Annotated in this window: 12 protein-coding genes; 3 read left to right on the forward strand and 9 right to left on the reverse strand. The window is 76.0% G+C overall.

Features of this window, described 5'->3' with window-relative positions; all coding sequences use genetic code 11:
- A partial coding sequence (locus ABWI04_RS37960) for an ATP-binding protein (RefSeq protein ID WP_353835394.1) occupies positions 1-1733 on the reverse strand: 1733 nt, incomplete at its 3' end.
- 107 nt (positions 1734-1840) lie between these two features.
- Between ABWI04_RS37960 and ABWI04_RS37965 the strand changes: the two genes are divergently transcribed.
- Positions 1841-2404 carry a cysteine dioxygenase family protein gene (locus tag ABWI04_RS37965; RefSeq protein ID WP_353835395.1) on the forward strand — a complete coding sequence of 188 codons (564 nt, stop codon included), beginning with the start codon at positions 1841-1843 and terminating at the stop codon, positions 2402-2404.
- Between the two features lie 23 nt (positions 2405-2427).
- On the opposite strand, the gene ABWI04_RS37970 is transcribed toward ABWI04_RS37965, so the two are convergent.
- Both ABWI04_RS37970 and ABWI04_RS37975 read right to left on the reverse strand, forming a co-directional pair.
- Positions 2428-3081: a maleylpyruvate isomerase N-terminal domain-containing protein gene (locus tag ABWI04_RS37970; protein WP_353835396.1), complete on the reverse strand. Its 654-nt coding sequence runs from the start codon at positions 3079-3081 to the stop codon at positions 2428-2430.
- 53 nt (positions 3082-3134) lie between these two features.
- Complete coding sequence (locus ABWI04_RS37975) at positions 3135-4031, reverse strand: NAD(P)-dependent oxidoreductase (RefSeq protein ID WP_345172882.1); 897 nt, start codon at positions 4029-4031, stop codon at positions 3135-3137.
- Positions 4032-4124: 93 nt separating this feature from the next.
- On the opposite strand from ABWI04_RS37975, the gene ABWI04_RS37980 reads away from it, so the two are divergent.
- Positions 4125-4724 (forward strand): TetR/AcrR family transcriptional regulator, encoded by a 600-nt coding sequence (locus tag ABWI04_RS37980; protein ID WP_353835397.1) that lies wholly within the window; start codon positions 4125-4127, stop codon positions 4722-4724.
- 11 nt (positions 4725-4735) lie between these two features.
- Here ABWI04_RS37980 and ABWI04_RS37985 read toward each other — a convergent pair whose 3' ends face one another.
- Genes ABWI04_RS37985 through ABWI04_RS37995 form a run of 3 tightly spaced genes read right to left on the reverse strand, consistent with a single transcriptional unit; the run spans position 4736 to position 7579 of the window.
- Positions 4736-5230: a pyridoxamine 5'-phosphate oxidase family protein gene (locus tag ABWI04_RS37985; RefSeq protein WP_353835398.1), complete on the reverse strand. Its 495-nt coding sequence runs from the start codon at positions 5228-5230 to the stop codon at positions 4736-4738.
- 51 nt (positions 5231-5281) lie between these two features.
- Positions 5282-6370, reverse strand: coding sequence for an alkene reductase (locus ABWI04_RS37990; protein ID WP_353835399.1), 1089 nt, complete (start codon positions 6368-6370; stop codon positions 5282-5284).
- Between the two features lie 12 nt (positions 6371-6382).
- Positions 6383-7579 carry an MFS transporter gene (locus ABWI04_RS37995; protein ID WP_353835400.1) on the reverse strand — a complete coding sequence of 399 codons (1197 nt, stop codon included), beginning with the start codon at positions 7577-7579 and terminating at the stop codon, positions 6383-6385.
- 82 nt (positions 7580-7661) lie between these two features.
- Here ABWI04_RS37995 and ABWI04_RS38000 point away from each other — a divergent pair, with 82 nt between their 5' ends.
- Positions 7662-10766, forward strand: a complete 3105-nt coding sequence (locus tag ABWI04_RS38000; RefSeq protein WP_353835401.1) for an AfsR/SARP family transcriptional regulator — start codon at positions 7662-7664, stop codon at positions 10764-10766.
- On the opposite strand, the gene ABWI04_RS38005 is transcribed toward ABWI04_RS38000, so the two are convergent.
- The 3 genes from ABWI04_RS38005 to ABWI04_RS38015 form a co-directional block, all read right to left on the reverse strand.
- Positions 10759-12195 (reverse strand): fibronectin type III domain-containing protein, encoded by a 1437-nt coding sequence (locus ABWI04_RS38005; protein ID WP_353835402.1) that lies wholly within the window; start codon positions 12193-12195, stop codon positions 10759-10761. The genes ABWI04_RS38000 and ABWI04_RS38005 overlap by 8 nt on opposite strands.
- 212 nt (positions 12196-12407) lie before the next feature.
- Positions 12408-13124 (reverse strand): type 1 glutamine amidotransferase, encoded by a 717-nt coding sequence (locus tag ABWI04_RS38010; RefSeq protein ID WP_345172866.1) that lies wholly within the window; start codon positions 13122-13124, stop codon positions 12408-12410.
- On the reverse strand, positions 13114-14042 hold a 929-nt coding region (locus tag ABWI04_RS38015; protein WP_353835403.1), incomplete at its 5' end, for a Mur ligase family protein. The genes ABWI04_RS38010 and ABWI04_RS38015, both read right to left, overlap by 11 nt.

Consider the following 14042-nt stretch of genomic DNA (forward strand, 5'->3'; position numbering starts at 1 on the left):
GCCATGCGCGCGGCGACCTCCGGGTCGCCGTCCCGCCCGGCCGCGGACGCCTCGGCGAGCAGGCCGCGCAGCCGCTCGCGCGGCACGCGGGCCTCGAACGCCTCCGGGAACCGGCACGCCGTCTCCACCGCCCGCGCCAGGTCGATCGCCCGGCCGCGGTCGTCCCCGGCGCCGCGCGCCCGCTCGGCCGCCTCCAGCAGCAGGTCGAACACGTGCTGGTTGGACGTGGTGCTGACGTGCGCGCATCCGGCCCCCGCCCGCAGCTCCCGCGCGGCCGAGCCGGGGTCCGGCGCGAGGGCGGCGGCGGTCCGGTGGTGCGCGAAGGACTCCAGCAGGTTGCGGCGGGCGAACGTCAGGTGCGCCAGCGCGCTCGCCAGCCGGTACGTCGCCTCGTCCGGGCGGGGGCGCGACGCCAGCGCGGCCCGCAGGTCCGCGGCCATGGCGTCGAAGTCGTCCCGCCACCCCGGGTCGCCGAGGCGGCCCTCGGCGGCGGACGCCGCTGCCGCCGCCCACCGCAGGTGGCGGGCCCGCGTCCCGTCCTCCTCCCCGGCGTCGGCCAGCCGGGCGAGCGCGAAGGCCCGGACCGTCTCCAGCAGCCGCCACCGGCCGGTCCGGCCGCGCACGTGGACCACGAGGCTCTTGTCCACGAGCCGGCCGAGCAGGTCCGCGACGCCCGCGCGGTCCGCGCCCCCGCCGTCCCCGCCGTTCCCGCCCACGGCCGCGGCCGCGTCGATGTCGAAGGCCCCGGCGAAGACCCCGAGCCGCCGGAACAGCGCACGCTCCTCGTCCGCGAGCAGGTCGTGGCTCCAGGACAGCACCGCGCCGAGGGACCGGTGCCGCTCCTGCCCGCCCCGGCCGCCGGAGAGCAGCCGCAGCGCGTCCTCCAGCGCGGCGAGCAGCCCGGTCGCGCCGAGCGACGCCGCCCGGGCCGCGGCCAGCTCGATCGTCAGCGGCATGCCGTCCAGCCGGGCGCACAGCTCCGCGACCACCTCGGGCTCGGCCGCGAACCCCGGATCGGCGGCGAGCGCGCGGTCCCGGAACAGCCTCTCGGCGTCGGAGCCCAGGGACAGCGGCGCCACGGGCACGCAGCGCTCCCCCGGGACGCCGAGCCGCTCGCGACTCGTCACGAGCACGCGGGTGCCCGGGCAGGCGGCGAGGACGCGCCCGGCGAGCGCGGCGGCCTCGTCGGCCAGGTGCTCGCAGTTGTCCAGGACGAGCAGCGACCGCCCGGTTCCGAGGCGCGCGGCGACCGCCTCCTCCAGCGGCTGGTGGGAGCCCTCCGTCACCCCGAGCGCGGTCGCGACGGCCCTGGCCGCGAACCCGGCGCGCACCGGGACGAGGTCCACGAACGCGCCGCCCGACGGGAACAGCGCGGCGGCGTCGCCGGCGACCACCGCCGCCAGCCGGGTCTTGCCCACGCCGCCCGGCCCGAGCAGAGTCACCAGCCGGGCCTCCTCCAGCGCGGCCAGCAGGGCGGCGCGCTCGGCGTCCCGTCCCACGAACGTCGTGCCGGAGACCGGGAGGCCCGCGACGCGCCCGGGGTCGCGGGCCCCGGAGCCGGCCAGCTCCGCCAGCGCCCACCGGTCCGGAACGCCGTACTTGCGCAGCAGCGACGACACGTGGCTCTCGACGGTCCGCACCGAGATGTGCAGGCGGCGGGCGATCTGCGCGTTGGACATCCGCGCGCCCAGGGCGGCGAGGACCTCGGCCTCCCGCTCGGACACGTGCTCCACCGCGACCCCTTTCCGTGGCGTCGTCCGTGGTGCTCTGCGGGCGCCACGGATGACGGCGGACCTCCCCGGCGCCGAGGCTGGAGGCGACCCGGTACGAGGAGGACGGCATGACCACCCTATGGTCTGAGCTGCTGCAAACCGCGCGAACCGCCACCGACCTGGACGTCCTGACCGCCGCCGTGCGCGCGGCGATCGCCCGCGGCGCCGACTGGCAGGACACCGCCGAACGCGTCGCCGGCGCGCTGCGCGAGCAGCTTCCGTCGCCCGGTGAGCTGCTCCGTCCCGACCAGCTCGCCGGGGAGCCCGGCACCTCCAGCGGCCACCGGCTGCACGTGGAGCCGGACGGCTCGTTCTCCATGACGGCCATCGTGTGGCAGCCCGGCGCGGTGACCCGCGTCCACGACCACGTCGCCTGGTGCGTGTTCGGCGTCCTGGCCGGCGCCGAGCACGAGGACCTCTACACCCTCTCCGACGACGGCGCCGCCCTGATCGGGGCGGGCGCGAACCCGAACCCGGCGGGCGAGGTCAGCGGCTTCGCGCCGCCCGGCGACATCCACCGCGTCCGCAACCTCGGCGACACCACCGCCGTCTCCCTGCACATCTACGGGACGGACCTCGACCGCGTCGGCTCCAGCGTCCGCCGCTTCTACGACCTGCCGGTCCGGGACTGAGCCGGGCCCGGCCGGGGCCGCGCTCAGCCGAGGACGAAGGGGACCCGCGCGGCGAGATCGCCCAGCTCGGCCTTCTCCGCGGCGGTCGGCGCCCGGCGTCCGGTGCCGACCAGCAGCGCGTCCCGGTCGGAGAACGCGGCCGGGAAGGGGGCTCCGGCGATCCGCTCCAGCAGCGCGCGGGCCGCCGCGAGGGTCTCGGCGGGCGGCTCGGGGCCCTCCGGCAGGTGCGCGATCAGGTCGAGGTGGTGCAGCGTCCACTCCATCACGTACGCGGACAGGTAGTCGCCGACGGTCAGGACCTCGTCCTGCGTGCCGACGCGGGCGGCGGGATCGGCGAGCCCCGGCGCGCGACCCGCGGCCGAGCCGACGTCGTCGAGGTGGAACCTGAGCAGCCGGGGCTCCCCGTAGGCGGCGGCCAGCCGAGGGATGAGCGCGTCGAGCGGGTCGTCGCCCGTCGGGGGCTCGACGAGCTTCCAGTAGGTGGCGGCGTCCACGGTCGGTTCGGCGCCGGCGGGGGTGACCAGAGTGATCAGGACGTCCTGGGCGTCGATGACCAGGTGGCACACGAGGTCCCGCACGAGCCAGCCGGCGCAGCCGGACGGGCGCGCGAAGTCCTCGTCCGGGAGGCCGGCGACCGCCGCGAGCAGTGCCGTCCACGAGCGCGAGAAGTGGTCCACCTCCGGCACGGTAATGCCGCGCCGCGACGGCGGACAAGCGGGTTCGGACCGTCCTAGACGGCGGTCGCCGGTGCGGCCGTCCGGGCCTCCAGAGCGCGCACGACCGCGGCCATGTCGGCCTCGCCGTGCCCCAGCGCGGCGGTCTCGCCGTAGAGGGCGTGGCACGCGTCCAGCAGGGGCGAGGCGAGCCGCGCGGCGCGGGCGGCCTCCGCGATGAGGCGGTTGTTGTCCAGGACGTTCGCGATGGACGCCTGGACGGAGAAGTCGCGGTCGAGCAGCTTGCGGGCCTTGGCGCGCGACACGGTGCTGGCCATCGGGCCGGCGTCGAGCACCTCCAGCAGCCGCCGCCCGTCCAGGCCGTGCCGCTCGGCGAAGTGGAACGCCTCCGCCAGCCCGGTGACCATGGTGATCAGGTACAGGTTGACGGCGAGCTTCATCTGGAGGGCCTGCGGGACCGGCCCGCAGACGAACACCTCGCCGCACATGGGGCCGACCAGGGGACGGACGGTCTCGACGGCGGACGGCTCGCCGGCGAGCATCGCGATGAGCTCGCCCGCCTCGGCCGGGCCCCGCGAACCGGACACGGGCGCCTCGACGTACCGTCCGCCGGCGGCCCGGACGTCGGCTTCGAGGCCGCGCGAGTAGCCCGGCGACGTCGTCCCCATGTGGACGACGACCCGTCCCCGCACGTTCGCGGCGAAGCCGGGGGCGCCGCGTCCCAGCGCGGAGTCGATGGCGGGGCCGTCGGCGAGCATGAGGAACACCACGCGGGTGCGGCGGAGGACGTCGGCGGGGCTTCCGGCGACCGACGCGCCCGCCGCGCGCAGCGGCTCGCTCTTGGCGGCGGTCCGGTTCCAGACGACGAGGCCGGTGCCCGCCCGGACGAGGTTGAGCGCCATGGGCCGCCCCATGACGCCGAGGCCGAGGAAACCGACGTCGCTGTCCACCATCGCCTCCAGAGCTTGCGACTTATGACAGTGGTCATGATAATGGCGCAGGTAAATAGGGCAATAGCCTGCGACATTTTCACGGAGGAGGCGATCGTGGCGACCGGCGAGCGGGGCCCGCGGGAGCGGATGGTCTTCAGCGCGGCGCAGCTCATCCGCCGCGACGGCGTCACCGCGACCGGCCTGCGCGAGGTCGCCGAGCACGCCGGGGCGCCGCGCGGCTCGCTCCAGCACTACTTCCCCGGCGGCAAGGAGCAGCTGGTCAACGAGGCGGTCGAGTGGGCCGGACGCTATGCGAGCGACCGGATCGCCCGTTTCATGGCCGCCATGGCGCGTCCCACGCCGGGCCGGCTCTTCGCCGCGATGGTCCGCCAGTGGACCGACGAGTTCGAGGCGGCGGGCTTCGACCGCGGCTGCCCCGTCGCCGCCGCCACGGTCGACTGCGCGGACTCCGCGGCGTCCACCCGGACCGCCGCGGCCGCCGCGTTCGCCGCCTGGCGGCGGCCGATCGCCCGCGAGCTGACCGCCATGGGCGTTCCGCCCCGAAGGGCGACCGCGCTGGCGACCCTGATGGTCAGCTCCCTGGAAGGCGCCATCCTCCTGGCCAGGGCCGAGCAGAGCGTCCGACCCCTGCGCGCCGTCGCCAGGGAACTGGCCCCCTTCCTCGACTCCTGCGCCGCCGAGGACCCCGCCTGACCTCCCGCGCCTCAGCCCGTCATGACGCCGGGGCGGCGGGTCCGGAAGTCGATGACGCCGACCCAGGCGGGGCGCAGGGCGATGCGGGCCATGCGGGTCTCGGGGTGGTCGGCGCCGGCGACGTAGCCCGCGCCGCCCTCCTCGCCCAGGAACCGGCGGGCCGCCTGCGCCTGCTCGGGCACCATGCCGTCCACCTCGGTGACCGAGACGCGGCCGCGCAGCAGGAGGACCTCCGGGGGCTGCGTGTCGGTGTCGATGCTCACGGCGACGTCGGGACGCTCGCGGAGCGCGCGGATGCGGGCTGCCGGGCGCAGGATGCCCATCGGCGGGCAGTGGACGTAGGTCGCCATCACCAGCTCCTCGCCGGTCCAGGTGAACCAGGACGACATGATGCGGGGCGTCCCGTCCACGGCCGTGAAGGCGAGGCGGGCCGGGATCGTGGAGTGGAGCAGGCGCTGCGCGACGTCGGTTTCGAGCAGGCGCACGTCGCCCTGGGGAAGGTCCATGGTCATCTCCTTGTAGCGGTCGGAGGAGATGACCGCGGACGGCGGGGAAACTCATCGCCGCACGGCGAGATCCATCGTCGGGTAGTCGGTGTAGCCGGTCGCGGCGCCCGTGTACATGAGGTGCCGGTCCTGGACGGGGTTCAGCGGCGCGCCGAGGCGGAGGCGCTCGACGAGGTCGGGGTTCGCCAGGAAGGGGCGGCCGAGCGCGACGAGGTCGGCGCCCGCGGCGACGAGGCGGGCGGACTCCCGCGCGACGTGCTCGGTGGTGACGTCGGGCAGCTTCGGGTTGGCGATCAGCGTTCCCCGCCACATGCGGCGGATCGTGTGGAGGAGGGCGCTGTCCGGGTCGGCGTGGACGACGTGCAGGTAGGCCGGGGAGATCTCCGCCAGGGCCCGGACGAGGGCCGGGTAGACGTCGTCCTGGTCGTCCTCGTGCATGGCGTTGGCGGTGACTCCGGGCGAGATCCGCACGCCGACGCGGTCCGGGCCGATGGCGCCGGCGACGGCGCGGGTCACCTCGGCCGTGAAGCGGATGCGCGCCTCGGCCGGGCCGCCGTAGGCGTCGGTGCGGCGGTTGGTGGCGCGGGACAGGAACTGGTGCAGCAGGTAGCCGTTGGCGGAGTGCACCTCCACCCCGGCGAAGCCCGCCTCGACGGCGTTGCGGGCGGCGGCCGCGAAGTCGTCGACGGTGGAGCGGATGTCGGCGGCGGTCATCTCCCGGGGGACGACGGCGGCCCGCGGCCCGGACGGGGTGTGGATCGTGTCCGGGAGCGGGACGGGCGACGGCGCCACCGGGCGCAGGCCGCTGTTGTCGGGGTGCCCGACCCGTCCGCCGTGCTGGAGCTGGAGGAACATCCGTCCGCCCGCGTCGTGGACGGCGCCGGTGACGCGCCGCCACCCGGCCACGTGGGCGGGGGCGTGGATCCCGGGGATGTTCGGGTACGTCTGGCCGACGGCGTTCGGGGTGGCGGCCTCGGCGATGATCAGTCCGGCGGTGGCGCGCTGCGCGTAGTAGGTCGCCATGAGGTCGGTCGGGACGCCGGCGGCGTCCGCGCGGTTGCGGGTCATCGGGGCCATCACCAGGCGGTTGGGGAGGACGAGTCCGCCCAGGCGGGCCGGTTCGGTGAGCGCGGTCTCCATTGCCTTGTCCTTTCAGCGGTGTGCGGGGAAGCCGTGGGTCCGGGCGGCGAGGACGACCGCGAGGACCGGCGCGAGGAGCGCGAGGGTGCTCCAGGCGAGCGAGGTCGAGCCGGCCAGGTGCAGCAGGACGCCTCCGGCGATCCCGCCGCCGGCCATGGCGACGTTCCAGAGGGTGACGAGCATGGCCTGCGCCGCGTCGGCGGCGTCTCCGCCCGCGTCTCCCGCGGCGGTCTGGAGCAGGGTGGGCGCGCCGCCCCATCCGAGGCCCCACAGCACCACGGCGGCGTAGACGAGGGCGGGGGCGTCCGCCCACAGCGCGAGGACGGCGGCGGCAGCGGCGACCAGCAGCGTCCCGGCGACCATGAGGGGGCGCAGGCGGCGGTGGATGTGCGCGCCGACCACCCAGATGCCGGCCAGGGACGCCGCCCCGAAGGCCAGCAGGACGAGGTCGGTGGACGAGCCCATGCCGAGCCCGTCGAGGATCGCGGCGATGTAGGTGTAGAGGATCGTGTGGGCGAGGACGAACACGAGCGTCACGAACAGCACGGCCGCGACCCCCGGGACGCGCAGGACGCTCGCGCCGCCCGTCCGCTCCCCCGCGCGGCGGCCGGGGAAGTCCGGGACGGACACGGTGATCCAGCCGAGCAGGACGACGGTCAGCCCGGTCATGGTCAGGAACGCCGCCTGCCAGCCCAGCGCCGCGCCGAGGAACGTCCCGGCGGGGACGCCGAGGGAGAGCGCGACCGGGATTCCGGCCATCGCGACGGCGATCGCGCGCCCCTCCAGGTGGGCGGGCACCAGGCGGCGGGCGTATCCGGCCAGCAGCGCCCAGGCGAGACCGGCCGCGACCCCGGCCGCGAACCGGGCCGCCATGGTCACCGCGTAGTGGGTCGACAGCGCCGTGACGGTGTTGGCGACGGCGAACCCGGCGACGGTCGTCAGCAGGAGCCGGCGGCGGCGCCATCCGGCGGTGGCCGCGGTCAGCGGGACGGCGGTCAGCGCCGTCCCGATCGCATAGATCGTCACGGTCTGCCCGGTGGCGGACTCGCTCGCGTGCAGGCTCGCGCTCATCGCGGGCAGGAGCCCGGCGGGCAGCGTCTCGGTCAGGCTCGTGATGAAGACCGCCGTCGCCAGCGCCAGCAGCGCCGGCAGGGGCAGGCCCCCGTCGGACGTTTCGTCCGGAGCGGTCGCACTCTCCGCGGTTCGCATGCCGCGACTGTGCCGGGCGGCGCTTCGGATGCGCTGACGGTCCGCTGACGGCCGGCGGACCGCCGCCGAGTAGCGTGCTGGCATGCGGTTTGGCGTGCTCGGTCCGCTCATGGTGCGGGACGGCGACGGGGCGTCCGTCCGGATTCCGGAGGCGAAGGTCCGGGCACTGCTCGCCTGCCTGCTGGTCCACGAGGGGCGGCCCGTCTCCGCCGACCGCCTCGTCCACGACCTGTGGGGCGACGACCTGCCCGGCAACCCGGCGAACGCGCTCCAGGCCAAGGTCTCCCAGCTGCGGCGCGTCCTCGGCCGCGACCGCGTGGTCCGCGAGGCGCACGGGTACCGGCTCCGCCTTGACGGGCCCGACGACGAGATCGACGCCGACCGGTTCCGCGCGCTGGCGGCGCGGGCCCGCACGCTGGACGCTCCGGCGGAGCGCGCCGCCCTGCTGACCGAGGCGCTGGGCCTGTGGCGCGGCGCCGCGTTCGCCGACTTCGCGGACGAGGAGTTCGCGCGCGCGGCGGCGGACCGCCTGGCCGACCAGCGCCTGGCCGTCCTGGAGGAGCAGGCCGAGGCGCGACTCGACGCGGGAGAGCACCTCCTGCTCGCCGGGGAGCTCGCCGGCCTGGTGGACCGCCACCCGCTGCGGGAGCGGTTGCGGGCCGTGCAGATGCGCGCGCTGTACCGCGCGGGACGGCAGGGCGAGGCGCTCGCCGCCTACGCCGGGTTGCGCAAGGTGCTGGCGGACGAGCTCGGCCTCGACCCGAGCCCCGAACTGGCCGCGCTGCACGAGGCGATCCTGCGGCAGGACGCGTCGCTCGCCCCGCCGGAACCGGAGGCGCGGTCGAACCTGCCCGTCCCCCTCACCGGACTGGTCGGCCGGGACCGCTGCCTGGACGACGTCGCGCGGCTCCTCGGCACGGCGCGCCTGGTGACGCTGACCGGCCCCGGCGGCGTCGGCAAGACGCGGCTCGCGCTCGAAGCCGCCGCGCGCCTCGCCGGGGACGCCTTCCCGGACGGCGTCTGGCTCGTCGAGCTCGCCGCCCAGCGTGGGGACGCCGCCGGGCTGGCGCAGGAGATCTCGGCCGTGCTCGGGCTCCGCGACGACATGCCGCCCGGCGTCCCGGCGGCCGGAACGTCCGGGAGCGGCGGCGGAAGCGTGGAACGGCTGGCGGCGGCGCTGCGCGGCCGGCGGCTGCTGCTCGTCCTCGACAACTGCGAGCGGGTGGTCGACCCGGCCGCCGAACTGGCGGAGCTGCTGCTGCGCGGTGCGGCGGGCCTGCGGATCCTCGCCACCGGCCGCGAGCCCCTCGGCCTGACGGGCGAGACGGTGTACCTGGTCGAGCCGCTCCGGGAGGACGACGCCGTGCGGCTGTTCGCCGACCGCGCCGCGGCGTCCGCTCCCGGCTTCTCCCTGGACGCCGACCGGGCGGCGGTCGCGGAGATCTGCCGCCGCCTCGACGGCGTCCCCCTCGCGCTGGAACTGGCGGCGACCCGCGTCCGCGCCCTCGGCGTGCGGGAGCTGGCGCGACGCCTCACCGACCGGTTCGGCGTCCTCACCACCGGGCCTCGCGGCGCGCCGGCCCGGCAGCGGACGCTGCGGGGGATGATCGACTGGAGCTGGGAGCCGCTCGGCCCGTCCGAGCGCGCCGTGCTGCGCCGGCTCGCCGTGCACGTGGACGGCTGCGGCCTGGACGCGGCGGAGGCCGTCTGCGCGGGCGGCGGCGTCCGCCGCGGGGACGTCCTCGACCTGCTCACCCGGCTGGTCGACCGTTCCCTGGTCGTGGTGGTGGAGGGGCCGCGCGGTCCCCGCTACCGCCTCCTGGAGTCCGTGGCCGCGTACGCGATGGAGCGGCTGCGCGAGGCGGGCGATCTCGACGGCGCCCGCGACCGGCATCTGAGCCACTACCTCGGCCTCGCCGAACGCGCCGAACCGCACCTGCGCGGGCCGGACCAGCGCGCCTGGCTCGACCGTCTCGACGCCGACTCGGCGAACCTGCGCGCCGCCCTGGAGGAGGCGCTGCGGCGTCCGGGCGCGGCGGAGGCGGTGCGTCTCGGCACGGCGCTGTGCTGGTGGTGGCTGCTGCGCGGCCGCCTGCACGAGGCCCACCGCACGCTGTCGGCGGTACTGGACGCGGCACCGGAGGCCGCCGGGTTGCGCCTGTTGCGGGCCGCGTTCGCCCTGCTGACCGGGGACCTGACGGCCCACGGCGTCCAGGGCGAGGACGGCGTCCCGGACCCGGTGCGCCGCGGCCGCGCCCTCTGGCTCTACGCGCACGGGCTCTACCACGCCGGTCTCCCGGACGCGAGCGAGCGCGCCAACGAGCACGCCCTGCGCCTGTTCCAGGAGGCCGGCGACCGGTGGGGCGCCGCCGCCGCGCTCGGCCTGCGCGCGACGCTCGCGCTCGTCCGGGGCCGCCTCGACGTGATCGCGGACGCGGGCGGGCGCTCCGCCGCCCTGTTCGCCGAGCTGGGCGACCGCTGGGGGCGGCTGCAGCCCGTGTCGCCGCTCGCGATGCTCGCCGAGATCAACGGCGACTACGCGGAGGCGGAGCGGCTCCAGCGCGAGGGCCTGCGGATCGCCGAGGAGCTCGGCCTGCGCGCGGAGGTCTCCGCGCGGCTGTCGGGCCTCGGCCGCCTGGCGCTGCTCGCGCGCGACTGGGACCGGGCCCGCGACCTGCACGAGCGGGCGCGGGCGACGGCCGTCGACCAGGGCCACCGCTTCAGCGAGACGCACGCGCTGATGGGCCTCGCCCTCGGGGCGCGCCGCTCGGGCGACCTCGGCGCGGCGCGGGAGATCCTGCACCGCATCCGGGACGAGTACGACTCGTCCGAGATCGGGGAGCATCTGCTGCACGCGGAACTCGGCTTCACCGCCGAGCTGAGCGGGGACGCCGCGGGGGCGCTCGCGCACCACACCCGGGGCATGGAGATCGCGCGGTCGATCGGCGAGCCGCGCGCGCTCGCCCTGTCGCTGGAGGGGCTGGCGGGCGCGGCGGCGCTCGCCGGGGACGCCGTGCGCGCCGCCGGACTCCTCGGCGCGGCCGACGCGGCCCGCCGGAGCGTGGGCGCCCCGCTGCCGCCCGCCGAACGCGGCGACGTCGACCGCATCACGTCCGCCGCCACCGCCGTCCTGGGCGAGCGGGCCTTCGCCGAGGCGTTCCGCCGGGGTGCCCCGGCGGTCAGCTGAGCCCGGAGAGGTCGCGGTCCACGACCGTGTTGCGGTCGGTGGGGCGGTTCCCGAGGGAGAGCTGAGGCCACTGCCCGGAGAGTTCCTGGCGGCTGCGCTCGCTCCAGGCGCGGGCCTCATCCCCGCGGGTCTTGTAGAAGTTGAGCGCGTACCCGCCGGTGTGGACGCGCAGGAGGGTGAACCCGCCCGGGTACTCCTTGACCGCCCCGACCTCCTGCTGGACGACCCGGGGCGCGAGCGGGAAGACGGAACGCTGGTTGCGGTGCGTGTGCCCCGCGTGGTGGAGGAAGACGCCCGGCGCCCGGTTGTAGGCCGTGAGGATCCGCAGGGACTGGCCCGCGTCAAGGGAATGGGCCCCGGTGACGGCGAGCGGGTCGTTCTCGGTGAAGAGCGGGTGGTGGCCGAAGACGAGGGTGGGGCGCTCCGGGTCCTTCTTCAACTCCGCCTCGAACCAGGAATGCTGCTCCGCCGAGAGGCCGCCGGAGTCGCCGCCGTCGCCGGGCTTGTCGTAGGTGTCGAGCCCGATGACGCGCAGGCCCCGCAGGTCGTGGGAGAAGTACGTCCGGTCGGACGTCGCGAACGCGTCCTTGAAGCAGTCCTTCCCTTGGTGCTCGCCCGGGCTGCACCCTCCGTAGGGCGCCCCGCTGTGCGCCCGGTCGTGGTTGCCGCGGGCCACCAGGTAGGCGTCGCCCAGGGTCCCGAAGGTGTCGAGGATGCTCTTGGCGCTCGCGAGATCGGCGGGGGCGGCCTCGCTCGACACGTCCCCGGCGGCGAGGAGGAAGTGCGCACCCCTGGCCCGCGCGTCGGCGATGAGGGCGTGCGCCATCACCTCGGGATAGGGCGGGTGGCCGGGCACCTGCTCGATGCCTTTGATCCAGGGGAGCTGGCCGACCAGCCCGGCCACGGTCTCGCCCAGGTGCAGGTCGTTGCAGAGGGCGACCGAGAAGAGGTGGCGGCCCGGAGGCGGTTGCGGGGTCGTGAAAGCGAAGACGTCCCCGTGGGGGGTGCCCGCCGCTTGGCCTGCGGCCAGCCAGGTGGGAGCGGCGTCCCGTCCTCTGGAGCGGGCCCTGTAGTAGTAGGTGCGCCCGGGCTCCAGGCCGGTCAGCTCCACGTAGTGGTACGGGGTGCCGGCGGGGCCGTACGCGACGCCGGTGAGGCGGGACGGGTGCGTCCCGTAGAGGACCTCGGTGTCGGACGGCGCGGGTCGCATCCGCCCCAGGCCGTCGTCCGTCCCGGGGACGCCCGTGTACCAGGTGAGGACGGCCGTCGTCTCCGTGACGGTGACCAGTTCGAGGTTCACCGGCCGGACGTCGTCCGAGGCCCGCGCGGACGCCGCCTCGACGGCGGGCAGGAGCGAGGCGCCCGCGACGACGGCGCTCCAGCGCAGGAGCGCCCGGCGGGAGGGCCGGCAGCAGATCACGACCGTCACGGTCGCAGCACGAGGCCCCCCGCGCCAGACCCAAAGTCACCACGATCGACAGACCCGGCCGCCGACCGGCGAACCACCCGAAAGCGCCCCGGCCCGTCAGCTTCCGAAGGACGCCGACCGCGCAGGCCAACCACCCGCGCAGGCCCACCCGCCGCGTGAGCCGACCCACCACAGGGGGTCAGCTCACCACGGGGGTGAGGGCATCACCGGAGTTACGGCATGACGGCCTGGAGGCGCTCCTCGCGGAGGCGTCCGGCCCACGAGTCGTCCAGCGGGGGGAGGTCCCTCCCGACGGCCCAGCGGAGCAGCAGGTCGGCCAGGCCGGGGTTGCGGACGAGCGCCGGGCCGTGCATGTAGGTGCCGAGGACGCGGCCGCTGTAGGCGCCCTCGAAGCCGTTCCCGTCGCCGTTGCCGACGCCGTGCAGCACCTTCGCGAAGGGGCGCGCGTTCGGGCCGATGTGCGTGACGCCCTGGTGGTTCTCGAAGCCGGTGATGCGCGGGACGTTCAGCTCGCCCGCGACGTCCCCGACGATCTCGCCGACGGCGCGCTGCTCGCCGCGCCCGGAGCGGATGTCGAGCAGGCCGAGGCCCGGCACGGGCTGGCCCTCCTCACCGCCGAACTCGTGGCCGAGCAGCTGGTAGCCCGCGCAGACCGCGAACACGACCGCGCCGGACTGCACGGCCCGCGCGAGGCCGCCGTCGCCCCGCAGCCGCTGCGCCGCGAGGATCTGCGGCCGGTCCTCGCCGCCGCCGAGCAGGTAGATGTCGCCGTCGGCGGGCACGGGCTCGTCGGACCGGAGGCTGACGGTCTCGGTGGGGATGCCGCGCAGCGCCGCGCGCCGCTCCAGGACGATCGTGTTGCCCTGGTCGCCGTAGGTGCTGAGCAGGTCCGGGTAGATCCAGACGATTTTGATGCGGTCAGACGACACGGCCGTACCTCGTTCGGATGGTCTGGAAGGCGGTGTAGTTGGCGATCACGTCCAGATGCCCGGGCGGGACGGCCATGACCGCCTGGTCGATGTCGTCCACCACCGTGAAGGACACCTCGGCGGCCTCCAGCCGGGCGGCGAGGTCGATGCGGCGCTCGCCGGTCACCCACACGGGGCGGCCCTGCAGGATGCGGTAGTCGACGTCCCACAGCCAGGACGTGTCGCGGCCGTCGGGGCCCTGCGCGTTGATCGACAGCGCGACGGGGCCGGGCGCGGGCTGCAGGACGTCGAACGCCTCCAGCCATCCGGCGGGGTTCTTCGACAGCAGCAGCCGGATCGAGCGGCCCTGGTGCTCGACCGTCGTGTACCGGCCGGCGACGGAGGTGACCTGCGACAGCAGCGGGAGGGCCTGCTCGGGCGGCACCCCGAACTGCGCGACGACCGCGAGGGCGATCAGGGCGTTCGAGCGGTTCGCGCGGCCGGGCAGGGACAGGCCCGTGAGGGAGTACGCCCGTCCGTCGGGCGCGGTGATCGTGTCGCCGCGCAGCGTCCAGTCGGGGCGGGGGCGGGCGAAGTGGCACTGCCGGCAGCGCCAGTCGCTGTCCTCGTCGGTGTCCTGACGGTCGAGGGGGCCGCCGCACTCGGGGCAGCACCAGGAGTCCTCGCGCCAGTGCTGGCCCGCGGCGACCCAGGTGACGCTCTTGGCCGTGGACGCGCCCCAGGTGACCAGCGGGTCGTCGCAGTTGGCGATGACGTGGCTGGTCGGGGACGCCTCCAGCGCGCGCCGCCACTTGCCGGCCAGCAGCCAGATCTCGGCGGCGCGGTCCATCTGGTCGCGGCTGAGGTTCATCAGGGCGACGATGTTCGCCCCGGTCTCCCTCAGGACCATCGGGACGTACTTCTCGTCGCACTCCAGCA

It is taken from the genome of Actinomadura sp. NPDC000929, from assembly GCF_040492065.1.
GTDB lineage: Bacteria > Actinomycetota > Actinomycetes > Streptosporangiales > Streptosporangiaceae > Spirillospora > Spirillospora verrucosospora.

Excerpts from the sequence above, each read along its gene's own strand:
- ABWI04_RS37965 (WP_353835395.1), top strand. The coding sequence starts at position 1,841 with ATGACCACCCTATGGTCTGAGCTGCTGCAAACCGCGCGAACCGCCACC.
- ABWI04_RS37975 (WP_345172882.1), bottom strand. The coding sequence starts at position 4,031 with ATGGTGGACAGCGACGTCGGTTTCCTCGGCCTCGGCGTCATGGGGCGG.
- ABWI04_RS37985 (WP_353835398.1), bottom strand. The coding sequence starts at position 5,230 with ATGGACCTTCCCCAGGGCGACGTGCGCCTGCTCGAAACCGACGTCGCG.
- ABWI04_RS37990 (WP_353835399.1), bottom strand. The coding sequence starts at position 6,370 with ATGGAGACCGCGCTCACCGAACCGGCCCGCCTGGGCGGACTCGTCCTC.
- ABWI04_RS37995 (WP_353835400.1), bottom strand. The coding sequence starts at position 7,579 with ATGCGAACCGCGGAGAGTGCGACCGCTCCGGACGAAACGTCCGACGGG.
- ABWI04_RS38000 (WP_353835401.1), top strand. The coding sequence starts at position 7,662 with ATGCGGTTTGGCGTGCTCGGTCCGCTCATGGTGCGGGACGGCGACGGG.